The sequence below is a fragment of the Pseudoduganella flava genome (assembly GCF_007830495.1).
In the GTDB taxonomy this organism is placed as follows: Bacteria; Pseudomonadota; Gammaproteobacteria; order Burkholderiales; family Burkholderiaceae_D; genus Rugamonas; species Rugamonas flava.
On record NZ_VLKW01000019.1, the window covers coordinates 28,863 to 51,693 of the forward strand.

Here is a 22,831-nt window from a genome sequence, read left to right on the forward strand (position 1 = left end):
GCGCCGCCGGAGACTACCGATGAAAAAAACTTTGCTTGCCATCGCGGCGCTGGCGCCGCTCGCCCTCGCGCTGCTGTACGGCTGGGTGCACGAGCCGGCGCTGCCCGCGCTGCCCGCGCCACCGAAGCCGGATTCCGCGCTGGTTGCCGCCGGCGCCCGCGTCGTCGCGCTGGGCGACTGCATGGTATGCCACACGGCGCCGCACGGCATGCCGTATGCGGGTGGCCTGCCGCTGCGCACGCCGTTCGGCACGATCTACAGCACCAACATCACGCCCGATCCGGAGACCGGCATCGGACGCTGGTCGCAAGAAGCGTTCCGGCGTGCGCTGCGCCGCGGCGTGGCCCGCGATGGCCACCTGCTGTACCCCGCCTTCCCGTACACCCACTATACGCGGATGACGGATGCCGACATCGACGCGGCCTGGCATTACCTGATGTCGCGCACGCCGGTGCATGCCGAGCCGCGCGCCAACGACCTGCTGTTCCCGCTGACGTGGCGCCCGCTGCTGGCGTTCTGGAACGCGCTGTACCTGAAGACCGGCGATGGCGCCCCGCCCGCCGCGACGGGCGCCGTGGCCCGCGGCCGCTACCTGGCCGATACGCTCGGCCATTGCGGCTCATGCCACAGCGGCCTGACGCTGGCCGGCGGCGAACGCCAGCCGCCGTTCGGCGGCGGCATGATCGACGGCTGGACGGCGCCGGCGCTGACCCGCCTGACGCAAGGCCCGGCGCCGTGGACGGAAAGCGAACTGGCCGACTACCTGCGCACCGGCCTGTCGCGCGGCCACGGCGCCGCCAAGGGGCCGATGCGCCCGGTGACGGAACGGCTGGCCGACGTGCCGGGCGAGGACGTGGCGGCGTTGGCCGCATGGCTGATGTCGATCCAGCAGCCGGCTGCTACGGCCACACACACCGCCGTCGCCGCCCGCCCCGCCGCCACGGGCCAGGCGCTGTTCGAAGGCGCCTGCGCCGGCTGCCATGCCACCGCCGCGCCGATGATGCGGCTGGCGGCCCGGCCGGCGCTGGCGCGCAGCAGCGCCGTGCTGGGCGAGCATCCGGCCACGTTCATCCAGACCGTCCTGCAGGGCATCGCCTGGCCGGCCGACCAGCACGGCCAGGCCGGCCCCTACATGCCGGCCTTCGCGGCGACGCTGACGGATGCCCAGATCGCCACCATTGCCGCCGACGTGCGGGCCGCCGCCGGCGTGCCGGCCTGGCCCGACACGGAACGAGAAAGCGCACGCTTGCGCAAGGAGCTGCCACGATGACCACCACGATCACCCTGAACGGCCGCGCTGTCGCGCTGCGCGCCGATCCCGCCACGCCGCTGTTGTACGTACTGCGCAACGAACTGGAACTGAACGGCGCCAAGTTCGGCTGCGGCATGGGCCAGTGCGGCGCCTGCACCGTGCTGCTGGACGGCGAACCCGTGTTTTCCTGCATCACACCGCTGGTCGCCGCGGCGGGACGCGCGGTGCGCACCGTCGAAGGCCTGGGCAGCGCCGAGCGCCCCGGGCCGTTGCAGGCGTCGTTCATCCGCCACCAGGCCGCCCAGTGCGGCTACTGCATCGCCGGCATGATGATGCGGGCGCAGGCCCTGCTCGACCGCGTGCCCGATCCCACCGAACAGCAGGTGCGGGCGCAGCTGGAACCGAACCTGTGCCGCTGCGGCACACACCACCGCATCATTGCCGCCGTGCTGGATGCCGCACAAGGAGCGCGCCGATGAGCGCCGGGCAGTCGAGCCCCGACCTGCCGGCCCGCCGCGCCTTCCTCCGCCGCGGCTCCCTGATCGTCGGCTTCACGTTGTTGCCGGCCGCCGCATGGGCGGAATTCAACGGCATGGGCATGCCGCCGGTCGCCAATCCGCGCCTGCCCGGCAACCTGAAAAGCACGCCGTGGCTGGACGCGTGGATCCGCGTCGCGCCCGACGGCACCGTGACCGTCTGCAGCGGCAAGGCCGAGCTGGGAACGGGCCTGCGCACGGCGCTCGTGCAGATCGCCGCCGAACAGCTCGAGCTGGCGCCGAACGCCGTGCGCTTCATCGGCGGCGACACGACGCTGACGCCGAACGAAGGCTTCACGGCGGGCAGCCACAGCGTGGCCGACAGCGGCACCGCGCTGCTGCATGCATCCGCCCAGGTCGCGGCCTTGCTGCGCGCCGGCGCGGCGGCGCAATGGCACGTGCCCGCCGCCGCGGTCACGCTGCGCGGCGGCGCCGCGCTCGCGCCGGACGGCCGCCGCATGCATTATGGCGCGGCGATCGCCGGCATCGACCTGCACCGCCATGCGGCCGAAACGTCGCCGCTGCGGGCGCCCGCCCAGTATCGCCTGATCGGCAAGAGCGTGCCGCGCCTCGACATCCCCGCCAAGGTCACGGGCGGCGCGGCCTACGTACAGGACATGCGTCTGCCCGGCATGCTGCACGCCCGCGTCGTGCGGCCACCGCGTCCCGGTGCAAGACTGGTCGCGGCGGACCTTGCGGCGATCCGCCGCCTGCCCGGTGTGCGGCACGTGGTGCGCGACGGCAGCTACCTGGCCGTGCTGGCGGACGACGAATGGCGCGCCGTGCAGGCGATGCGCGCACTCGAAGGACTCGCGCGCTGGGAAGGCGGGACACCATTGCCGGCGCCTGGCGACGTGCACGCGCTGCTGCAGCACCTGCCGGCGCAGGACATCACGATCCTGCGCAAGGGCGCGCCGCTGCCGGCCGAACTGCCACCGGGCCGCAGCGTATCCGCCCGCTTCACGAAGCAGTACGTGATGCATGCCTCGATCGGGCCGTCGTGCGCCGTCGCGCACCTCGATGGCGGCCAGCTGACCGTGTGGACGCATACGCAGGGTGTCTATCCGCTGCGCCATGCGCTGGCGGAGCTGACCGGCATGGCGCTGGAGAACGTGCGCTGCATCCATACGGAAGGCGCCGGCTGCTATGGCCAGAACGGTGCCGACGACGTGGCCGCCGATGCGGCGCTGCTGGCCTGCGCCATGCCCGGCCACCCGGTACGCGTGCAGCTGATGCGCGAGCAGGAAAACCTGTGGGAGCCGTTCGCGCCGGCCATGGTCACGCAGGTCAAGGCCGCGCTGGACGATGCGGGCCGGATCAGCCACTGGGATTACGAGCTGTGGAGCGGTTCGCACAACGAACGGCCCGGCAACGCGGGCAAGCTGGTGCCGGCATGGCTGCTGGCCCGGCCGATCGCACCGACGCCCTCCGAGCCGATGCCGCAGCCGGAGGGCGGCGGCGACCGCAATGCGCTGCCGCTGTATGCGCTGCCGAATGCGCGCGTCGTCAACCACTTCCTTCCGGTGACGCCGCTGCGCACATCGGCGATGCGTTCGCTGGGCGCGCACATCAACATCGTGACGATCGAAACCACGATGGACCGCCTGGCCGCGCTGGCGCAGGTCGATCCCGTGCAGTTCCGGCTGCGGCACCTGGCGCACGAGCCGCGCGCCATGGACGTCGTGCGCGCGGCCGCGCAGCTGTTCCACTGGCCGCGCCCACGTTCCAGGCCATGGCACGGCACGGGCTTCGGTTTCGGGCAGTACAAGAACCTGATGGCATATGTGGCCATCGCGGTCGAACTGGCGTTCAACCCGGACACCGGCGTGGTGCGCATCCTGCGCGTGGCGGCCGCCGCCGACTGCGGCCAGGTCGTCAATCCGGATGGCGTGCGCAACCAGCTCGAAGGCGGCATCATCCAGTCGGCCAGCTGGACCTTGCTGGAACAGCTGCGCTACGGGCCGGACGGCATCGCCAGCATCGACTGGAGCAGCTACCCGATCCTGCGCTTCTCCGGCGTGCCGCAGCATATCGAGATCAGGCTGCTCGACCGGCCGGGGATGCCGTTCCTCGGTGTGGCCGAAGCGGCGCAAGGGCCGATGGCTGCGGCGCTGGCCAATGCGCTGGCCCAGGCCACCGGTTTGCGGCGCGACGCGCTGCCGCTGCTGGCCACACAATGAAAGGTACGTGATGAACGACACGACGAGTGACACGATGCAAGCGCCGCACGCCCTGGTGGTGGGCGGTTCGGTGGGCGGCCTGATGACGGCCGCGGTACTGCGGCATGCAGGCTGGCGGGTGGACGTGTTCGAGCGTTCGGCCACGCCGCTGTACGGCCGCGGCGGCGGCCTCGTGCTGCAAGGCGACGTGCTGCGCCTGCTGCATCACGCCGCCATCGGCTGGCACGGCACGCCCGGCGTGACGACGATCGACCGCATCTGGCTCGATGCGCAGGGCAACGTGGCGCGCCGCGTGCGGATGCCGCAGACGCAGACGTCGTGGAACGTGCTGTACGGCGTGCTGCGCGATGCGCAACCGGCAGGCACCGTGCATGCCGGCATGACCTTGGCGCATTACACGCAGGACGCGGGCGGCGTGACGGCCCATTTCACGGACGGCACCACGGCCAGGGGCGACCTGCTGGTCGGTGCCGACGGCGCCCGCTCGACCGTCCGGCAAGGCATCTACCCGGCGCTGGCGCCCCGCTACGCCGGCTATGTGGCGTGGCGCGGGCTGGTGCCGGAAAGCGCGCTGCCGCCGGCAGTGCACGCGCAGCTGGACGACGTCTTCGCATTCCAGGAAGGCGAACGGTCGATGCTGCTGACGTATCCGGTGCCGGACGCGGAAGGCGCGACGGTACGCGGCGCGCGGCGCTGGAACTGGGTGTGGTACCGGCCCGTGGCGGACGGCGCGCCGCTGCGCGAGCTGCTGACGGACCGCGACGGCGTCGCGCACGAGGCTTCGCTGCCTCCTGGCGCACTGCGCGACGATGCGCTGGCGGCGCTGCGGCGCGACGCCCACCAGCTTGCGCCGGCGTTGCGCGCCCTCGTCGACGCCACGGATGCACCGTTCGTGCAGGCGATCGTGGACTTGCTGGCACCGGGAATGCACGACGGCCGCGTCGTGCTGATCGGCGATGCGGCGGCCGTCGTGCGCCCGCACACGGCCGGCGGCACGGCAAAAGCGGCCGCCGATGCGCTGGCACTGGCGCGGGCCCTGCCGCATGGCTACGACGCCGCCGCGCTGGCCGCCTGGGCAAACAGCCGCCACGCGCAAGCGCAGGAGATGGTCCGCTGGGGCATCGGCCTGGGCGACAACATCATGGGCGTGCCCTGAGGTTGTTGCGGCGCGACCGCGTGCAGTACAATCGCGGCCACATTCACCGACTCTCGCTCCGATGGCCTTTCCGAACCCCAGCTTAAGACGCCTTGCCGCCCCGCGCGGCTGGGTCGCGCTGTGGCTGGCGGCCATCGTCTTCCTCGCGCAGCTGCTGGCCGCGGCCCATCACGACCACGAGGTGGCCGCCAAGTCGCAGCACTGCGTGGCGTGCGCACTGCACGCGCAGCCGCATGCGGCGCCGCCGGATGCCGTCGTCCGCACGGCGCCGTTCAGCTGGATCCTGCTGCACAGGCTGGCATTCGTGCCCTCCGCCGGGCGGCACGTGCCGGCCGACGACTATGCGCTGCCGCCGGCGCATGCTCCTCCCGCCTTCCTGCCCCGTCATTGACCGCGCCGGCGTGTGATCCCTTCACGCGCCGGCTTTCCCATGTCGACAGGACCCGGCATGCACGCCCGCGTGCGTGCGGCCGGGCCATGCAGGAACACCATGAACAACACCGCATTTTCAACGCGGCGGCGCACCTGTGCGCTCGCCGCCACCATTGCCATCGCCCTGCCGGCCACGCCGGCGCAGGCCGACGACGCCGGCACCGTCATCGTCGACGGCCGCCGCACCGGCTACCGCACGCTGGCCGTCGCCGGCGCCACGAAGACGGACGCGCTGCCGAAAGACCTGCCGCAAAGCGTGCGCACATTGACGGCCGAGCTGCTGCAGGATGCCGGCGTCACGTCGCTGGCCGGCGCGCTGGATCTCGGCAGCGGCATCGCCCGCCAGAGCGACCTCGGCGGCCTGTGGGACAGCTACGCGATGCGCGGCTTCACGGGCGACCCGAACTTCGGCTCCGACTACATGGTCAACGGTTTCACGGCGAGCCGCGGCTACAACGGGCTGCGCGACATCGCCGGCACGCAGTCCGTCGAGATCCTGAAAGGCCCCGCGTCGGCGCTGTACGGCCGCGGCGAGCCGGGCGGCACCGTCAACATCCTGACAAAGAAACCCCGCTTCGCGCCGCAGTACGGCATCGAGGCATCGGTGGGCAGCCATGCCGCGCACCGCGTAGCCGCCGACCTGACCGGGCCCATCTCCGGTACGCTGGCCTATCGCGTCAACGTCGCGCACCAGGGCGCGGACAGCTTCCGCGACACGGTGCACACGGACCGCGACTACGTGTCGCCATCGCTGCTGTGGCTTGCCGGACCCGATACGACGGTGTCGTATGAAGTGGAAGCGTCGCGCCAGCGCAGCCCGTTCGACCGGGGCATCCCCGTCATCGCCGGCGCGCCGGAGGTGCCGGTGGAGCGGTTCCTGGGCGAGCCGGCCGACGGCCCGATCACCGTCAAATCGCTGGGGCACCAGCTGTTCGTGCAGCACGCGCTGGCGGACGGCTGGTCGCTGCAAGGCGGCGCGGCATACCGCGACAGTTCGCTGTCCGGCTATTCGAGCGAAGCAAACGACGTGCTGGCCGATGGCCGCACGCTGCGGCGCCAGCGGCGCTTCCGCGACTGGTCGGCAACCGACCGCTCCGTACGCGCCGAGCTGCTGGGCACCGTCGACACGCTGGGCATGCGCCACGCGCTGCTGGTCGGCGTTGACGCTTACCGCTTCGACGACACGCGATTGCAGCTGCGCCGCAATCCGTCGGCCGCGAATCCGTACGCGATCGACCTGTATGCACCCGTGTATGGCGGACAGGCGGCGCCGCTGGCCGTCTCCGTCGACACCGTCGAACACCAGCGCGCCCACGCCTTCTACGCGCAGGACCAGTTGACGATCACGCCGCGGTGGAAGGCCCTCGTCGGCGTGCGGCACGACCGTTACGAACAGACGGTGATCAACCACCGGACGACGACCGTGAATGCGCAGGAGCTGGCGGCAACGAGCCCGCGCGCGGGCCTCGTCTGGCAGCCGACCGACGTGCTGTCGCTGTACGGCAGCGCGGCGCGGGGCTTCCGGCCGAACAGCGGCATCGGTATCGACAACACGGCATTCCCGGCCGAGAAAAGCCTGTCGTACGAGCTGGGGGCGAAGGTTGAAACAAGCGCGCTGGCCGGTACGCTGGCCGTGTACCGGATCGAGAAGAAGAACGTGCTGACGACCAATCCCGTCAACACGGATTACGCGCTGCCGGCCGGCGAGGTGGCCAGCAAGGGCATCGAGCTGGACGTATCGGGCGAGTTGCGGCGCGGCGTGCGGCTGTCCGGCGCGTATGCGTACACGGATGCGCGCGTGACGCGGGGAGACAACGCGATCCGCACCGGCAGCCGCTTCCCGAACGTGCCGCGCCACAGCGCGAACCTGCTGCTCGTCGCGGGCAACGCCCATGCGTCGATCGGCGGCGGGCTCGCGTACGTGGGCGAGCGGTATGGCGACGTCGCCGCATCGAGCGACTTCCGGCTGCCCGGCTATACGACGGCGCGGCTGCTGGCCAGCTGGATGCCGGCCCCTCACTGGCGAGTCGGCGTCAACGTCGACAACCTGTTCGACCGCCGCTACTACGCCAGTTCGTACAGCCGGCTGTGGGTGGCACCGGGCAGCACGCGCACGATCAGCGCCAGCGCGGCGTACCGGTTCTGAGGAGGCAAGATGACGACACATAAACAGCGCATCGCATCGATCGACGTCGCGCGCGGCCTCGTGATGCTGTTGATGACGGTGGACCACGTTCGCGAGACGTTTTTCCTGCAGCACCAGGTCAGCGATCCGATGGACGTCGGCGCGACCGATCCGGCACTGTTCTTCACGCGGCTGTCGGCGCACTTCTGCGCGCCGATGTTCGTGTTCCTGACAGGGCTATCGGCGTGGCTGTACGCGCACCCGCCCGGCGGGCCGCGCGACGCGACAGGGTTCCTCGTCAAGCGCGGGCTGCTGCTGATCGGGCTGGAAATCGTCGCCGTCAACTTCGCGTGGACGGGCACGTTCATGCCGGCGACCCTGTACCTGCAGGTGATCTGGGCGATCGGCCTGGCGATGCTGGCGCTCGCGCTGCTGCATCGCCTGCCGCTGCCGCTCATCGGCGTGCTGGGACTGGCGATCGTCGCCGGCCACAACGCGTTGCATCCGGCCTTCGATCCGGGCACGATCGCGCACGGCCTGTGGACGGTGCTGGAGCAGCGCGGTTTCCTGCTCGATGCGCCGGTGCGCGTGAAGATCAGCTACCCCGTGCTGGCATGGATCGGCGTGATCCTGCTCGGCTATGCGGCGGGCCCGCTGTATGCCCGTGCGACGTCCCCCACGCTGCGCCGGCGCACGCTGGTCACGCTGGGCGCGGCCGGCCTCGCGCTGCTCGCGGTGCTGCGCACGGCGAACGGGTATGGCGAGCCGCTGCCGTGGACCGGCTACGGCGATACGCTGCGCACGGCGATGTCGTTCCTGAACTTCACGAAGTATCCGCCGTCGCTGGACTTCGTGCTGCTGACGCTGGGCGTGGGCTTCATCGTGCTGGCCTGGGTCGAGCGGCCGATGCGGTGGACGCCACTGGCCGCCGTCTTCGGCGGCGCGCCGCTGTTCTACTACCTGCTGCACCTGTACGCGCTGCTCGCGCTGCAGAAGCTGGCGGCGTTCGCCGCCGGCGTCCCCCGGGCGGACGTGCAGCACGTGTGGCAGGTCTGGGCGATCGCCGCGCTGCTGGCAGTCGCGCTGTACTGGCCGACGCGGTGGTTCGGCAACTACAAGCGCAGCAGCGGCAAGGGGTGGGTCAAGTACTTCTGATTACTGCTGAGTTCGTGTCCCCTGGTGCCAGGCACGAGGAGACACGAGCTCAACAGAAATGTCCCTTGGTGCCTGGCACCAGGGGACACAGCCTCAGCCATTCAAATCACGCGATCCTGGTCAGCTTCGCCAGCGAAATCTCCGCCTTCCCGACCACGTCGGTCAGAAAATTCTGGAAATGCGGGCTGGCTTCGTGGATGGCGAAGGCTTCGTCGCCGAGCCATTCTTCCAGCATCGTGAACCGGGACGGGACGGACTGGTCGACGTGCAGCTCGTAGCGCACGCAGCCGGGTTCGGCGCGGCTCGGGGCGAGCATCGCTTCCAGCGCGGCACGGATGGCGGCCTCCTGGCCGGGTTTCGCCGCGAGCGTCGCGACGATGATCAGGTTGCTCATTGAGGCTCCTCGTTATTGTCGAGTTGCCATTGTAGCGGGGCGGCCGCCGGCTTGCAGGGACCGCCCCGTCATCCTTCAGTGGGATTGCTCCGGGAACGCGTTGGTGGGTTTCGCGCCCCACACGGCGTAGAACAGGATGTACAGCTCGCACGCGGCCGTCAGCAGGAACGACAGCTGCAGGCCGTACACGTCCGCCAGCCAGCCCTGCACGACGACCAGCGCGCCGCCGGCGATCGCCATGATCAGCAGGCCCGCGCCCTCTTCCGTCAACGGTCCCAGGCCGCGGATGCCCAGCGTGAAGATCGTCGGGAACATCACCGAGTGGAACAGGCCGACGGCGATCAGCGCCCACATCGCCAGCGGGCCCGTGGAGAAGGTCGCGACCAGCATCACGATGCAGGCGCCGACGGCCGCGCCGCCCAGCACGCGTTCGGCCGAGATCGTGCGCATCAGGAAGCTGCCCGCGAAGCGGCCCACCATCATGCCGCCCCACAGCAGGAACAGGTAGTGCGACGCCTGCTCGTGCGTGACGTTGCCGATGTGCGGCTGCGACACGAAGTTGATGAACAGGTTCGCCACGCCGATCTCGGCGATCAGGTAGATGAAGATGGCCGGAATGCCGAACACGAGGTTCCGGTGGCGCCACAGCGAATGCGCGCCCCGCTCCGCCTTCGCGACACGGCTGGAGCCCATCGCCGGCAGCGGATAGCGGGCGATGATCAGCGCCAGCAGCACCAGCACGGCGGCGACGATCAGGTACGGCAGCTGCACCGCCTGCGCATCCGCCAGGCGCTCGGCCTGCGTCAGCACCTGGTCGGCGCCGGCCGTGCCGCTTGTCGAGCGGCCCAGGATCAGGTAGCCGCCGAACAGCGGCGCGAACGTCGTGCCCAGCGAATTGAACGCCTGGACGAGGTTCAGCCGTGCCGACGCCGTCTGCGGCGGGCCCACCACGGCCACATACGGATTCGCGGCGACCTGCAGCAGCGTGATGCCGCACGCGATCGTGAACAGCGCCACCAGCGTCACCGCGTACGATGGCAGCCGCGCGGCCGGGATCATGCCCAGCGCGCCGACGGCCATGATGACGAGGCCGATCACCATCGACTTCTTGTAGCCGACCCGCTCGATCAGCCGGGCCGACGGAATCGATGCGACGAAGTAGGCGATGAACCAGACGGATTCGATCAGGGTCGTCTGCGTATAACTGAGTTCGAACACGCTGCGCAGGTGCGGCAGCAAGGTGTTGTTGATGACGGTGATGAAGCCCCAGATGAAGAACAGGCTCGCGAGAAGCGACAGGGCCGACTTGTAGCCCGCCGGTGCGGGCGCGTGCCCGTCGAATGTCGCGCTTACGGTGGAGACAGGGCCGGCCACGAACACTCCTTGGATGTTGAGAGAGTGTCATCGTAGAGCTGCGGTTGACGGATTACCAATAGCAAAAATGATGATTGCTATATCAAAAGATGATATCTCGAGCAACCGATCGTCACGCCGCGGCATGCCCAACTGTTGCGTTCTGGCGCACCGCGAAACGTGCGGGCGCCCGGCGGGAGTAAGCTAGCTCCCATGGCGCAAGCAACGACGCGCGCGCCGACTACAGAGACCACCATGAAGGCATGGGTTCCACGCCTGCGTCCGCCGTCGCTGGCCGCGCTGCGCCCTTACCTGCTGTTCATCCTGCTATGGCCGGTGGCCGGGCTCGTCATTGCCGGCGCGTCGTGGTTCTTTCTGGTCCGCAACCTCATCGAGGACCGCCAGGCGGCCGAGCGGCAGGCGCTGGATACCACCGCCGGGATCGTGCAGGTCCAGGCCGAGCAAACCCGCCACAGCCTGGCGCTTGTCGACCAGCTGCTGATGACGATCCGGCTGCAGTGGCAGATCGACGGCGGAGCGCTGCGGCTGGACCGCTTCCGCAAGATCGCCGACCCGGCCGGCATGCCGCTCAATATCAGCATCTTCGGCCCGAACGCGACACTGCGGCTGACCAATGCGCGCGGCATCTGGTCGCGCGAGGAGCTGAACAAGGTCGACGAGCTGCCGTTCTTCGCCGTGCAGCGGCTGCGTGCGGCGGACGACATGTACATCGGCATGCCAATGCCGGCCGCCGGCAGCCCGGCGCGGACGGTGCGCTTTTCCCGCAAGCTGGTCAACCAGGACGGCGAATTCAGCGGCGTGGCCGTCGTGTCGTTCGATCCGGAGAACCTGGTGGCCGAATACGATCGTGCCCAGCTGGGCTCGCGCGGCTTCCTGGCCGCCGTTGGCAGCGACGGCGCGCCGCGCGCAATGAAATGGGACGGCTCTTCCGACCGTATCGGCGCGCTGCCGGCGAACTTGCTGCTGGCGATGCAAAGCCCGCGCGGCAGCGCGATCGTGCCGGGCCGCGAGTTCGCCGACGGCGTCACGCGCTACGTCAGCTGGAAGGCGCTGGACGGCTTTCCCCTCGTCGTCGTGGCCGCCGCCGACCAGCCGCATGCGCTGGCGCTGTACCGGGAGCGGGAAAGCGCGTCGCGCCAGACGGCGCGCGACGCATCGGTCGCGCTGCTCGTCTTCGTGCTGGCGGGGATGACGCTGTCCGGCCGCCTGGCCCTGCAGCGCCACCGCCTGACCGTCGCGCACGATGCCTACCGCAAGGCCACCGAAGCCAGTACCGAAGGCTTCTTCATCACGGCACCGGTGTATGGCGACGGCGGGCGCATCATCGATTTCGTCACCGTCGACTGCAACGAACAGGGCGCCGCGCTGGCGCAGCTGACGCGCGATGAACTGATCGGCAAGCGGCTCTCCACGTTGGCCGGCAAGCTGCCCGTCGAACCGGCGGCGGCGCTGCTGACGCAGGCGATGTCCACCGGCAGCGCGGAAGGCGACCTGGAAGCGCTGGCCGAAGGGCCCGTGAAGCACGTGCGCGTGAAGGCGCGCCGCTCCGGCGACGTGCTGGCCGTGACCTTGCGCGACGTGACGCTGGAGCGCGCCCACATGCTGAACCTGGAGCGCAAGAACTTCGAGGATGCGCTGACGGGCCTGCCGAACCGCGCGTGGGTCGGCAAGTGCCTGCCCGACATCGTGTCCCGCGCCCACGCGCGCGGCAGCCGCCTGGCTGTGCTGTTCATCGACCTGGACGGCTTCAAGGCCGTCAACGACACGTACGGCCACGCGGCCGGCGACGAGCTGCTGCAGATCGTCGCGCGCCGCCTGAAGGTGGCGGTGCGGCCGGGCGACCGGGTGGCGCGGCTGGGCGGCGACGAATTCATCGTGATCCTGGAAAACCTGCACGACAACGGCGAGGCGGCGCAGGTCGCGGCTCGCGTGGTGCAGGCGTTCCATGGCGGCGTGGCCATCGCGGCCGGCACGGCGACGGTCGGCGCATCGGTCGGCATCAGCAGCTGCCCGGGCGACGCGCACGACGTGGACACCCTGCTGCGCCACGCCGACATCGCGATGTACGAAGTGAAAACCCATGGCAAGAACGGCTACCAGTTCTTTGACCCCGCGTTCTATGGCGCGATCCGCCAGCGCCAGCAGCGCGAGCGCGAGCTGCAAGCGGCCATCGACGAGAACCAGTTCGTGCTGCACTATCAGGTGCGGGTGTGCGCGACGACGCAGCGCGTCGTCAGCCTGGAGGCGCTGGTGCGCTGGAACCACCCGACCGCGGGCCTGCTGTACCCGGACGAATTCATTCCGCTGGCCGAGGAGACGGGCATGATCGTCGCGCTGGGCGAGCGGGTCGTCGATTGCGTGTGCGCGCAGATCGCCGCGTGGTCGGACGACGGCTGCGCGCCGGTGCCGGTCTCGATCAATGTGTCGAGCCGCCAGTTCAACGAGCGCGACATCCATGCGCTGTTCACGCGCGCGCTGGCGCGCCACGGCATTCCGCCGGACCGGGTGGAAGTGGAGCTGACGGAATCGACGATGATCCGCGACCCGGAGCGCACGTCCAGCCACCTGCACGCGATGCACGCGCTGGGCATCCGCCTGCTGGTGGACGACTTCGGCACCGGCTATTCGTCGCTGTCGATGCTGCAGCAGCTCGACTTCGACATGCTGAAGGTGGACAAGTCGTTCACCCGCCGCCTCGGCACCGACTGCCAGGGCGAGGTGCTGTTCGCCGCCATCATCACGATGGCGCATGCGCTGGGCATGAAGGTGGTGGCCGAGGGCGTCGAACGCCCCGAGCAGGTGGAGGTGCTGCGCCGGCTGCACTGCGACGAACTGCAAGGGTATTACATCGCCACGCCGCTGGACGCCAAGGACGTGCAGGCCGAGATCCGCCGGCGCCGTGCCGCCATCGTGTAGCGGCGTTCAGCCGAAGCGGCCCAGCTCCGCTTCCGTGAAGCCGGCGCGGCGGCGCGCCTCCAGGTTGAACGGCCCGCGCAGCGCCGGCGCCTGGTAACGCACGATCAATTCGTCGTAGGTCGCATACGGATCGATGCCCCGCTGCGCGCACAGCCAGCCATACCAGCGGTTGCCGATTTCCACGTGGCCCACTTCGTCGCGCAGGATCACGTCGAGGATCGCGGCGGCGGCCTGGTCGCCGGCCTGCGCCAGCTTCGCGCGCAGCGGCGGAATCGCATCCAGCCCGCGCGCCTCCAGCGTGCGCGGCACGAGGGCCATGCGGGCGACGACATCGCCGCGGGTCTTGGCCACCATCTCCCACAGGCTGTCGTGGGCGGGGAAGTCGCCGTAGGCGTTGCCGAACGTGGCCAGGTGCGCGGCCAGCATGCGAAAGTGCGTGGCTTCCTCGCTGGCCACGCGCAGCCAGTCCGCATAGTACTGCGCTGGCATGCCGGCGAAGCGCCACAGCGCGTCCAGCGCCAGGTTGACGGCATTGAATTCGATGTGGGCCAGCGCGTGGATCAGCATCGCCCGCCCTTCCGGCGTCACCATGGAGCGGCGGCCGACGAGCTTCGGCGCGACGAGTTCGGGCCGCGCAGGGCGGCCCGGGATCGCCGGGGAATCGGGCAGCACGGCGTCGGCGTCGAGCGTGCAGGCGCCGGCAGCGGGACCGGCGGAATACGCGGCGGCCAGCGCCGCCACCGCGTCGGTCTTCTCGAAGGGATCGGTCAACAGCAGGCAGCGCCGCGCTTCGGCGCGCAGTTCGGGCATCATGGCGGGGGTCGTGCGCAAAAGCCGCAAGTGTAGCAAATGGCGCCGCTCACGCGAACGGCGCCCGCCAATCCGCCTGGCTTGCCGTCAGCGCACGGGGCCGAGCCGGTAGACGACGCCGCTGGTGCCCGTCGTCGTGCCGGCCGCGTTGCCCAGCACGTAGATCTCGCCGGCCGCGTCCTGCGCCATGCCGAGCACCGGGAAGCCGAGCGGGTTGCGGTGCGGCGCGATCAGCCGCTCGACCTGGTTGCGCACGCCCAGCGTGAACAGCTTGCCGGTGCCGTCCGCGCCGATGTAGTCGGCAAACACGTACTGGCCGCGCAGCTGCGGGATCGCCGTGCCGTAGTAAATGAAGCCGCCGATGATGGCCTGGCGCGCCGGCGGCTGGCCGGCGCCATCCGCGTGGTCGTATTCGGCGACAGGGTCGATCATGCCGGCCGGCGCACCCGGGCTGTGCGCATACACGAAGCCGGGGCCGGTGCCGTTCTGGTCGAACAGGAAGCTGCCTTCCTTCACGGGCCAGCCGTAGTTGCCGCCCGAGACGATCTGGTTGACTTCCTCGATCGCCCCCTGCCCCACGTCGCCCGCCCACAGCCGCCCTTCCCGGTCGAACGCCATGCGGAACGGATTGCGCAGGCCATACGCATAGATCTCGTCCGCGCCGGGCTTGCCGACGAGCGGATTGTCGGCCGGGATGCCGTAGGCGCCGTTGGCCGAGTTCGAACCGAGCGGATCGATGCGCAGGATCTTGCCGAGCACATTGCCTGGCGCAAGGCTCTGGCCATTGCCGCCCTCCACGTGGCCGGCGCCCTGGTCATCGCCGGCGCCGCCGTCACCCACCGCGATGTACAGCATGCGGTCGGGGCCGAACACGATCTCGCCGGCGTTGTGGTTCGCCTGCGGCTTGTCGATGCGCAGCAGCACGCGCGCGCTGGCCGGGTCGACGGTCGGGTTGGCCGCGCCCGGATTGCTGACGCGCCATTCGCTGACGACGCTGTGGTTCAGTGGCGCGACGCCGGGCGGCAGCGTCGAGAAATCGGCCGGGGTCGTGGCCGGTTCCGAGGTGAACAGGTAGAAGCGGCCATTCGTCGCGTAATCGGGGTGGAACGCCAGCCCCAGCAGGCCCCGTTCGTCGCGCTGGCCCAGCGTGATGAGGCGGCTGCCCACGTCGAGGAACAGCGCCGGCGTGACCCGGCGGGTATCGCCCGCAAGCGGCACCTTCCAGATCTTGCCGATCTGGTCGACGATGTACAGCTTGTCCGGCTCGCCCGGCGCGACGGCGCCGCCGACCGGCGCCGTGATGTCGCGGATGAGCGGGCGCAGCGACACGGCAACGGGGCTGGCAGGGATCGTGCCGGGAATCGGATCTTCCAACCGGGTGTGTTGCGCCAGCGCGGAAGGGGCGGCGGCAACGGTGAGCAACACGCTTGCAACGGACATCAATGCGGCGGGTACTTGGCGGTACAACGGGCGAATCGGTGTGCTGGACATGGCGGTCTCCGTCGTGGTGGTTGGTGCGGTGGTTGGTGCGGTGGGGGGAAGCGGTGGTGCCGGAAGATGATGCGCCTGTCTTGGCATATCGACAAGGAGAACGCAAGCGTGCGGGACGGAATGTCGAGTTTTTGCCGCGTTGCGGCAAGCAAGCTGCTGCGTTGGAAAGGCGCTGTCACCGCTGTGTGTGGGTTCGACAGGAAATATTGCCGCGCACCAGCTTCCAACAAACTCGGATGACAGCGCCCAAAAAAAAACCGCCCCGAAGGGCGGTTACTCTCACAATATCAAGCCCGATCAGCGATCGTTCTTGTGGCTTTGACGGCCCGCTTGCGCGTGCTGTTCCGGCGTGCCGCCGCGCGTGCCGCCCGAGCCGGCGTTGTTGCCACCACCGTTGCCACCGTTGCCGCGGTTACCCGACTGGCTGTTGCCGCCCGAGCCGCTCTGGCTATTGCCGTCGTTCTTGTGGCTCATCGAGCCGGCACGGCGCGCTTCCTCGGAGGTGAACTCGTGGGCGTTGCCCGAAGCGTGCGCAGCGCGGCCGCCTTCCGACGCGATTTCACGCTGGCGCTGCGGATCCATCGACGCGAAGCCGCGGTTGCTCGTGTCGCCGCTCTGGCTGTTGCCGCGGTTGCCCGACTGGCTGTTACCCTTGGTGAACTGGTTGTTGCCTTGCGGGTTGTTGTTGCTGCGATTGTTGGCCATGATGTATCTCCTTTTGATGGTTGAGATGTCACGTCCTTCATGCGACCCGCTCGTTCCTTGCGGTTGGCAAGTCGCGTAAAGGTGTGACCATGGTAGGCCGGACCGGGCTCGGGGCTTATAAGTCATCCTCTTCGCAGCCCGTAGGACATCGCCTCATGGACGGGTCGGAACCATCACTCAGCCGCTGCAACGCTTCTTCCGGGAAGCGACAGGGTCAACGGGCCCGCACCTGCCGCGGCGTGCAGCCGAAGCGGCGGCGGTAAGCCGTCGCGAAATTCGTCGCCGCCGAGTAGCCCGCGACGGCCGCCGCGTCGGCCACGCTGGCCCCGCCCAGCAGCAATTCCTGGGCCCGGTCGAGCCGCAGCGCACGCAGCCGCTCGAAGACGGTGCAGCCCCACGCCCGCCGCGCCAGCGCCTGCAGCGTGACGGGATTCGTGCCCACCTCGCGGGCCAGGTCCGCCATCGACAGCGCATCGGCGCCGTCGGCATGCAGCAGCTCGTCGAGGCGGCGCAGGCGGCGCCGCTCCAATTCGCGCAAGCTGGTGGGCGCGGCCGGCGTGCCGATCACGGCCAGCGCCTCGGCCGCCAGTTCGATGCAGCGCGACTCCAGCCGCAAGCGCTCCAGCCCGGGCGCGAACGAGCCGGGTTCGAGGATCTGGCGCGCCAGCGCACGCGCGCGCCCGGACACCGTCCACGGCTGCCGCGCCAGGTGCTCGGCGCAGAACGACGCCATCGCCCGGTGGTCGGCATGGTTCGCGAAACCGCCCTCTTCCAGCCAGGCCGGCGTCAAGGTCAGGCTCACCTTGCGCTCGCTGCGGCCCGCCTGCCAGCGGCGCGCAAACATGTCTTCCTCGGCCAGGTTGACGAGCGCGCCGGTGCCGCGCAGCGCCGGGTCCGGTCCTGCGGGCCCCAGCTGGAAGCGATGGTGGCCGAACGACAGGTCCGTTGCGCCGTCGACGAGCAGCACGATCTTCACGCCGGGGTTCAGGTGGTTGCTGGTCTCCATCGTGCGCAGGTCGCGCACGCAGGCCGTGTGCAGGATCAGGCCGGGGCGCAGCCGCAACGTGTCGAACTGGCCGTGCAGCACCTGCTCGCCGGCCGGGGCGCTGTCGGTAAACGTGTAGGCCGCACCAAGCATGCCGGCACTGCGGACAAGGTCCGCCCGCGTCACGTAGCGTGTGCTGCCGCACGAATGGTGGGCAACATCGATGGGCAAATTTTCGGATGCATACATTTTCTTATGTCGGGCATATATCTTTCTAGCAAGATTCTGCCACAATCCGGGGATTTCGCAAATAAGAATCATTCTCATTGGATTGACATCACGATGAATTCCCCGCACCTCCCCACTTTCCGCCGCCTGCCGCTGGTGCAGGCCCTGGCCACAGTCCTGGCTCTCCCCTCCTTCGCCGCGGCGCAGGAAGCGATGCCGATGCAGACCGTCGTCGTCACCGCGTCCGCCCACGAGCAGACCGTGCGCGATGCGCCGGCCAGCATCTCCGTGCTGACGCGCGCCGACCTGGAAAAGCGCCCCGTGCTGGAAGTGGCTGAACTGCTCGGCACGATCGAAGGCGTGACGCTGTCGCGCAGCGGCAACCAGGTACCGGCCGTGCAGCTGCGCGGCCTCGGTTCGGCCTACACGCTGTTTCTTGTCGACGGCAAGCGCGTCAACTCGACCAGCGTGAGCTTCCGCGGCAACGATTACGACACGGGCTGGGTGCCGACCAGCGAGATCGAGCGCATCGAAGTGGTGCGTGGCCCGATGTCGTCGCTGTATGGTTCCGATGCGATCGGCGGCGTCGTCAACATCATCACGAAGAAGGTCGGCAAGACGTGGCGCGGTACTGTAAAACTCGATACCGTGCAGCCACAGGACGACGAAGCTGGCGCGACCCGCTCGGCCAGCGTCAGCGCCAGCGGCCCGTTGATCGCGGACGTGCTGGGCCTGCGGGTGTCGGCCGGCTACGACAAGCGCTCCGGCGACGGCCAGGTCAACGCGCCCGTCGGCGGCGTCGCGCAGAGCGGCATGCCGCTGATCGAGAACCGCCAGTACAGCGCGCTGTTGTCGTGGCTTCCGGCCACCGGCCACGAGGTGAAGCTGGGGCATGACGGCAGCCGGCGCGACCACGGCGGCTTCATCCTGGAGCGCGACGCCACGTCGCTGTCCCACGCGGGCCGCTACGAGTTCGGCCGCTCGGAGATCACGCTGAACCTGGACAAGACGCAGAACCTCGTCGGCACCGTCACCGGCCAGCGCAACCCGAACGAGGCGCACAACCAGACGTTGAACGGCAAGCTCGTGCTGCCGTGGGATACGGCGCGCCAGACCGTCACCGTGGGCGGCGAAGCCCGCCGCGAGAAGCTGCACGATCCGGCCAACATCACCGGCCTGCCCGGCACGCCCGGCTATCGCCAGGATCCGAACATCGCCGTGTCGCAGTACGCGCTGTTCGCCGAGGACGAGATCGTGCTGCCGGCCGACGTGCGCCTGACCCTGGGCGACCGTTACGACCACCACGAGAACTTCGGCGGCCACCACAGCCCGCGCGCCTACCTCGTGTGGCACGCGGCGCCGCAATGGACCGTCAAGGGCGGCGTGGCGCGGGCGTTCCGTGCCCCGACCCTGCTGCAAGGCTCGGGCAACTGGGGCTCGGTGTCGTGCGGCAGCGCGACGGTGGGTTGCTACATCGTCGGCAGCGCCGGCCTGACGCCGGAAACCAGCACCAGCAAGGAACTGGGCATCCAGTACGAGCAAGGCCGGCTGGCCGGTGGCGTGACGGTCTTCCACAACAAGCTCAAGGACATGATCGACATCACCAGCCGCACGTCCGACCGCGTGCTGGCGCCGTCGTACGCGAACTTCGTCGGCTTCCTGCCCGATGGCCGGCCGATCTTCGCCTACCAGAACATCGCCAGCGTGCGCACGCGCGGCGTCGAGGCGAGCCTGCGCGCGACGCTGAACGACGCGCTGACGGCGCGCCTGAACTACACGTACACGGATGCGAAGAACACCAGCGGCGCCACACCGCTGCCGATGGTCTACCGGCCGCGCATGAACGCCAACGCGGCGCTGGACTGGCGCGCGACGGATGCGCTGTCGGCGTCGGCGACGGTACGCTACATCGGCGAGCAGTACCTGAACGTGCCGTCGAACGGCCGCAACCTGCTGCGCAAGGGCGGCTACACCGTGGCGGACCTGTCGGCCGCATGGCGCGTGCATCAGTACACCATCAGCGCGGGCGTATTGAACGTGGGCGACCGGGGCACGCAGCGCGATACGTCCGCCGACTTCAACGAGGAAGGCCGCCGCGTGTTCCTGTCGCTGCTGGCGAAGTTCTGACATGCGCACCGGCGTACGCAAATACTGTGTGATGGTGCTTGCGGCGCTGCCGTTGCTGTGCCGTGCCGACCCGCTACCCCGCTTCACCGGCACCCTGGACGCGCAGACGCACCGCGAGCATGCCGTGGCGCTGACGCCGGGCGACTTCGTGCAGGGCCGGCTGACGGGCAAGGCGATGCGCCTCGTGCTGCTGGACCGCGACGGCCAGCGCGAACGCATCCTCGCCAAGGGCCGGCGCGACGAGCAGGAATTCATGTTCGTCGCCGGCACGCGCGGGCCGTACGTGCTCGACGTGCGCGCGCCGGAAGCCGGTGCGTACGACCTCGCCGTACTGCGCCACGTGCCCGTCGCCGCGCAGGTGGCACCGGGTCCGCTGCCCGACAGCCCGCGCCTGCGCACGCTGTTGGCCGGGCTCGCACAGGGTACGAACACCGAGGCGTTCTGGCGCGGCGTGACGGGCCCGCTGGTCGAGACGGCCGGCGTGACGCCCGCGCTGGCCAAGGACGAGGTGCTGGTGACGTTCCTGTGGCGCGGCGCGCGGCGCAATGTGCGGCTGCTGGGCGGGCCTTCGTCCGATCACGACGAGCTGCAGCGCCTGGGCGCCAGCGATGTGTGGTACCGCAGCTACCGCGTGCCGGCCAGCACCCGCCTGTCGTACCGCCTGGCGCCGGACGTGCCGGAGGTGGACGGCACGCCGATGGAGCGGCGCCGCGCGATCCTCGCCACGTTGCAGCGCGATCCGTTCAACCCGGTGAGCTTCCCGGCGCGGCCGCTGGACCGCTACGACGGCGCGTCGGTGCTGGAACTGCCGGGCGCACCGCCACAGCAGTGGATCGCGCCGCACGCAGGTGTCACAGCAGGCGCCGTCGAGACGCTGCGGCTGGCCAGCAAGGAGCTGGGCAACGAGCGCGACATCGTGCTGTATCGCTCCGCCGGCTGGCGCCCGGGCGCGCCGGGCAATGCGCTGGTGGTGCTGTTCGACGCGGAGCAGTACACGACGGATGTGCCGACACCCGTCATCCTGGACAACCTCGTCGCCGCCGGCAAGCTGCCGCCGACCGCCGCGATCCTCGTCGCGAATCCCAGCGCGACGAGCCGCGGCGTGGAGCTGCCGCCCAATCCCGCGTTCGCACGCTTCCTGTCGGCCGAGCTGATGCCATGGGCGCGCGCACGGGGTGTCTACGCCGACGCAGGGCGCACCGCCGTCGCCGGCGCCAGCTACGGCGGCCTGGCGGCGACATATGCGGCGCTGCGCCATCCGGAACTGTTCGGCAATGTGTACAGCCAGTCCGGCTCGTTCTGGTGGGCGCCGGACGGCGCAGAGCCGGAGTGGCTGACGCGCCAGTTCGTGGCGGCGCCGAAGCTGCCAGTGCGCTTCCTGCTCGAGGCGGGACTGTACGAAGGTGGACGGGGCAGCGCGCCGGGCATCCTGGACACGACCCGCCATCTGCGCGACGTGCTGCAGGCGCGCGGCTACGATGTCCAGCACCGTGAATTCGCGGCAGGGCACGACTATTTGCACTGGCGCGGCAGCCTGGGCGACGGGCTCGCCGAATTGCTCGGATCTCCAGAGGGGCACGTTATGCGATAGCTGTATGGCCGAGATGCGAACATGGAATTGGATTTATATCTCGATGCCCCGTAAGCTGTTTCCATCGCTTAACGCAGCATATTCAGGAGTCCGCCATGCACACGCCCATCGCCCAACCCGTCACCACCGCCGGCTTTTCGTTCGGCCGCGTTGCCCGCAACGTCCTCGCTGCCATCCGCGAAGCGATCAAGCAGTACGGCGCCCCGTACCTGAACGGCCCGCTGCCGCCGCTCTGATCCGGTACGGCTGGTGTGACGCAAGCCCCCGCCTGCCGGGGGCTTGTTGTTTCCATCACCATTTTTTAGTTGATTCCCCAGAGAAATAACCAGCGTTAATATCGGGATGCATGTCACTGCGATGTCGGCCAGTTGAGTTATACCGAAACGTTATCGCCGGCATCCGAAATCAAAATTGGCTTTATATCTTGCAGTGCAATAAGATTCAACCATCGCACAACGCCAACGAATACCAGGAGCTGAACATGACCACGCTGACCGCCAACGCCGCCACCCTCGGCAACACCGAATCGACCCTGACCCGCGTCCTGCGCGTGATCCGCAAGGAACTGCGCCGCGCCTTCGAACTGTCCGGCGCACCGTACGTCGAAGCCCTGCCGCCGCTCTGAGTCCCGGGCCGCACGCACAAAGAAAAGCCTCCTTCGTGAACTGAACCCCAAAAGTTGGACACCAACTTTTGGGGTTTTTTCATGACGAAGTACGACGAGTACTTTAAGTTAAGGATCGTTCAGCAGTACCTTGCCGGGGCATCAGGATACAAGACCTTAAGCAAGCAGCATGGCCTAGATGCCAGCATGATCAGACGCTGGGTCAAGTGGTTTGAGGCTCATGGAGTTGATGGGCTGAAGAAGAAGTTCACGCAGTACCCCGCCGAGGTCAAGCTGTCGGTGCTCCAGCACATGTGGGACAATGAGCTTTCTTGCCGCCAGACGGCCGCACTGTTCAATATCCGCAATCCTGGCATCGTAAACATCTGGGAGCGCGAATTTCGGCGAGCTGGGTTTGATGCCTTGATCGCTCGACCACGAGGAAGACCAAAGTCCATGCCTGCAGCCCCGCCTAAGCCTGAAATGAAGCCTGACGATAGCAATCGGTCGAAGGAAGATCTACAAGCTGAGGTAGAGCATCTGCGCATGGAGAATGCCTACCTAAAAAAGTTGCAAGCCTTAGTTCAAGCCCGGCCCCAAGCACAGCCGAAAAAGCGCAAGTAGTCCAAGAACTAAGGCAAGATCATCCGATTGCCGGTTTGCTCAAGGTCGCGCAGCTGCCTCGCAGTACGTTCTACTACCAGCAAAGTCTGCTGGGCAAAGACGACAAGTACGATGGGTTGAAAAGGGCAATCAAGGAAGTCTACGAG

At 68.9% G+C, this 22,831-nt stretch carries 19 protein-coding genes; 13 read left to right on the forward strand and 6 right to left on the reverse strand.

Annotated features, from left to right (window positions below; translation table 11 throughout):
* The first annotated feature begins 19 nt into the window (after positions 1-19).
* The 7 genes from IP92_RS28925 (at position 20) to IP92_RS28955 (ending at position 8,836) form a co-directional block, all read left to right on the forward strand.
* A complete protein-coding gene (locus IP92_RS28925; RefSeq protein WP_145882014.1) occupies positions 20-1,270 on the forward strand; it encodes a c-type cytochrome in 1,251 nt (416 codons plus the stop codon).
* Positions 1,267-1,731 (forward strand): (2Fe-2S)-binding protein, encoded by a 465-nt coding sequence (locus IP92_RS28930; protein ID WP_145882016.1) that lies wholly within the window; start codon positions 1,267-1,269, stop codon positions 1,729-1,731. Before IP92_RS28925 ends, IP92_RS28930 begins: the two co-directional genes overlap by 4 nt.
* On the forward strand, positions 1,728-3,968 hold the full coding sequence (locus IP92_RS28935; protein ID WP_145882018.1) for a xanthine dehydrogenase family protein molybdopterin-binding subunit: 2,241 nt from the start codon (positions 1,728-1,730) through the stop codon (positions 3,966-3,968). Before IP92_RS28930 ends, IP92_RS28935 begins: the two co-directional genes overlap by 4 nt.
* 10 nt (positions 3,969-3,978) lie before the next feature.
* Positions 3,979-5,124, forward strand: coding sequence for an FAD binding domain-containing protein (locus IP92_RS28940; protein ID WP_229419025.1), 1,146 nt, complete (start codon positions 3,979-3,981; stop codon positions 5,122-5,124).
* 61 nt (positions 5,125-5,185) lie between these two features.
* A complete protein-coding gene (locus IP92_RS28945; RefSeq protein ID WP_145882021.1) occupies positions 5,186-5,515 on the forward strand; it encodes a hypothetical protein in 330 nt (109 codons plus the stop codon).
* A 99-nt stretch (positions 5,516-5,614) separates the two neighbouring features.
* Complete coding sequence (locus IP92_RS28950; protein ID WP_145882023.1) at positions 5,615-7,702, forward strand: TonB-dependent siderophore receptor; 2,088 nt, start codon at positions 5,615-5,617, stop codon at positions 7,700-7,702.
* Between the two features lie 9 nt (positions 7,703-7,711).
* Positions 7,712-8,836 (forward strand): acetyltransferase domain-containing protein, encoded by a 1,125-nt coding sequence (locus IP92_RS28955; protein WP_145882025.1) that lies wholly within the window; start codon positions 7,712-7,714, stop codon positions 8,834-8,836.
* Between the two features lie 106 nt (positions 8,837-8,942).
* On the opposite strand, the gene IP92_RS28960 is transcribed toward IP92_RS28955, so the two are convergent.
* Both IP92_RS28960 and IP92_RS28965 read right to left on the reverse strand, forming a co-directional pair.
* Entirely contained in the window at positions 8,943-9,230 is a 288-nt protein-coding gene (locus IP92_RS28960; RefSeq protein ID WP_145882027.1) for a putative quinol monooxygenase, read from the reverse strand.
* Positions 9,231-9,305: 75 nt separating this feature from the next.
* On the reverse strand, positions 9,306-10,604 hold the full coding sequence (locus tag IP92_RS28965) for a sugar MFS transporter (protein WP_145882029.1): 1,299 nt from the start codon (positions 10,602-10,604) through the stop codon (positions 9,306-9,308).
* Between the two features lie 234 nt (positions 10,605-10,838).
* Here IP92_RS28965 and IP92_RS28970 point away from each other — a divergent pair, with 234 nt between their 5' ends.
* Entirely contained in the window at positions 10,839-13,520 is a 2,682-nt protein-coding gene (locus IP92_RS28970; protein ID WP_158206663.1) for a bifunctional diguanylate cyclase/phosphodiesterase, read from the forward strand.
* A gap of 6 nt (positions 13,521-13,526) precedes the next feature.
* Here IP92_RS28970 and IP92_RS28975 read toward each other — a convergent pair whose 3' ends face one another.
* The 4 genes from IP92_RS28975 to IP92_RS28990 form a co-directional block, all read right to left on the reverse strand.
* Positions 13,527-14,333, reverse strand: a complete 807-nt coding sequence (locus IP92_RS28975) for a ferritin-like domain-containing protein (RefSeq protein WP_145882033.1) — start codon at positions 14,331-14,333, stop codon at positions 13,527-13,529.
* 84 nt (positions 14,334-14,417) lie between these two features.
* Entirely contained in the window at positions 14,418-15,821 is a 1,404-nt protein-coding gene (locus IP92_RS28980; protein ID WP_158206664.1) for a PQQ-dependent sugar dehydrogenase, read from the reverse strand.
* 297 nt (positions 15,822-16,118) lie between these two features.
* Positions 16,119-16,526 (reverse strand): KGG domain-containing protein, encoded by a 408-nt coding sequence (locus IP92_RS28985; RefSeq protein WP_145882037.1) that lies wholly within the window; start codon positions 16,524-16,526, stop codon positions 16,119-16,121.
* A 214-nt stretch (positions 16,527-16,740) separates the two neighbouring features.
* A complete protein-coding gene (locus IP92_RS28990) occupies positions 16,741-17,742 on the reverse strand; it encodes a helix-turn-helix domain-containing protein (RefSeq protein ID WP_158206665.1) in 1,002 nt (333 codons plus the stop codon).
* A 111-nt stretch (positions 17,743-17,853) separates the two neighbouring features.
* On the opposite strand from IP92_RS28990, the gene IP92_RS28995 reads away from it, so the two are divergent.
* The 5 genes from IP92_RS28995 to IP92_RS29005 all read left to right on the forward strand — a co-directional run bounded on the left by IP92_RS28995 (position 17,854) and on the right by IP92_RS29005 (position 22,685).
* On the forward strand, positions 17,854-19,866 hold the full coding sequence (locus IP92_RS28995) for a TonB-dependent receptor domain-containing protein (RefSeq protein ID WP_145882041.1): 2,013 nt from the start codon (positions 17,854-17,856) through the stop codon (positions 19,864-19,866).
* A gap of 1 nt (position 19,867) precedes the next feature.
* Positions 19,868-21,457, forward strand: coding sequence for an enterochelin esterase domain-containing protein (locus IP92_RS29000; RefSeq protein WP_145882043.1), 1,590 nt, complete (start codon positions 19,868-19,870; stop codon positions 21,455-21,457).
* Positions 21,458-21,552: 95 nt separating this feature from the next.
* Positions 21,553-21,693: a hypothetical protein gene (locus IP92_RS30065; protein WP_158206666.1), complete on the forward strand. Its 141-nt coding sequence runs from the start codon at positions 21,553-21,555 to the stop codon at positions 21,691-21,693.
* Between the two features lie 245 nt (positions 21,694-21,938).
* The gene (locus IP92_RS30070; protein ID WP_158206667.1) at positions 21,939-22,082 is read left to right on the forward strand and encodes a hypothetical protein; all 144 of its coding nucleotides are present in this window, start codon (positions 21,939-21,941) and stop codon (positions 22,080-22,082) included.
* An 81-nt stretch (positions 22,083-22,163) separates the two neighbouring features.
* Positions 22,164-22,685 carry a helix-turn-helix domain-containing protein gene (locus tag IP92_RS29005; protein ID WP_145882045.1) on the forward strand — a complete coding sequence of 174 codons (522 nt, stop codon included), beginning with the start codon at positions 22,164-22,166 and terminating at the stop codon, positions 22,683-22,685.
* Positions 22,686-22,831: the final 146 nt, after the last annotated feature.

Bases quoted from the DNA above. Each gene is read 5' to 3' on its own strand.
- IP92_RS28970 (WP_158206663.1), top strand. From the start codon at position 10,839: ATGAAGGCATGGGTTCCACGCCTGCGTCCGCCGTCGCTGGCCGCGCTG.
- IP92_RS29000 (WP_145882043.1), top strand. From the start codon at position 19,868: ATGCGCACCGGCGTACGCAAATACTGTGTGATGGTGCTTGCGGCGCTG.
- IP92_RS28950 (WP_145882023.1), top strand. From the start codon at position 5,615: ATGAACAACACCGCATTTTCAACGCGGCGGCGCACCTGTGCGCTCGCC.
- IP92_RS28935 (WP_145882018.1), top strand. From the start codon at position 1,728: ATGAGCGCCGGGCAGTCGAGCCCCGACCTGCCGGCCCGCCGCGCCTTC.
- IP92_RS28975 (WP_145882033.1), bottom strand. From the start codon at position 14,333: ATGATGCCCGAACTGCGCGCCGAAGCGCGGCGCTGCCTGCTGTTGACC.
- IP92_RS28980 (WP_158206664.1), bottom strand. From the start codon at position 15,821: ATGTCCAGCACACCGATTCGCCCGTTGTACCGCCAAGTACCCGCCGCA.
- IP92_RS28945 (WP_145882021.1), top strand. From the start codon at position 5,186: ATGGCCTTTCCGAACCCCAGCTTAAGACGCCTTGCCGCCCCGCGCGGC.
- IP92_RS30070 (WP_158206667.1), top strand. From the start codon at position 21,939: ATGACCACGCTGACCGCCAACGCCGCCACCCTCGGCAACACCGAATCG.
- IP92_RS28995 (WP_145882041.1), top strand. From the start codon at position 17,854: ATGAATTCCCCGCACCTCCCCACTTTCCGCCGCCTGCCGCTGGTGCAG.
- IP92_RS30065 (WP_158206666.1), top strand. From the start codon at position 21,553: ATGCACACGCCCATCGCCCAACCCGTCACCACCGCCGGCTTTTCGTTC.
- IP92_RS28940 (WP_229419025.1), top strand. From the start codon at position 3,979: ATGAACGACACGACGAGTGACACGATGCAAGCGCCGCACGCCCTGGTG.
- IP92_RS28930 (WP_145882016.1), top strand. From the start codon at position 1,267: ATGACCACCACGATCACCCTGAACGGCCGCGCTGTCGCGCTGCGCGCC.
- IP92_RS28955 (WP_145882025.1), top strand. From the start codon at position 7,712: ATGACGACACATAAACAGCGCATCGCATCGATCGACGTCGCGCGCGGC.
- IP92_RS28985 (WP_145882037.1), bottom strand. From the start codon at position 16,526: ATGGCCAACAATCGCAGCAACAACAACCCGCAAGGCAACAACCAGTTC.
- IP92_RS28925 (WP_145882014.1), top strand. From the start codon at position 20: ATGAAAAAAACTTTGCTTGCCATCGCGGCGCTGGCGCCGCTCGCCCTC.
- IP92_RS28960 (WP_145882027.1), bottom strand. From the start codon at position 9,230: ATGAGCAACCTGATCATCGTCGCGACGCTCGCGGCGAAACCCGGCCAG.
- IP92_RS29005 (WP_145882045.1), top strand. From the start codon at position 22,164: ATGACGAAGTACGACGAGTACTTTAAGTTAAGGATCGTTCAGCAGTAC.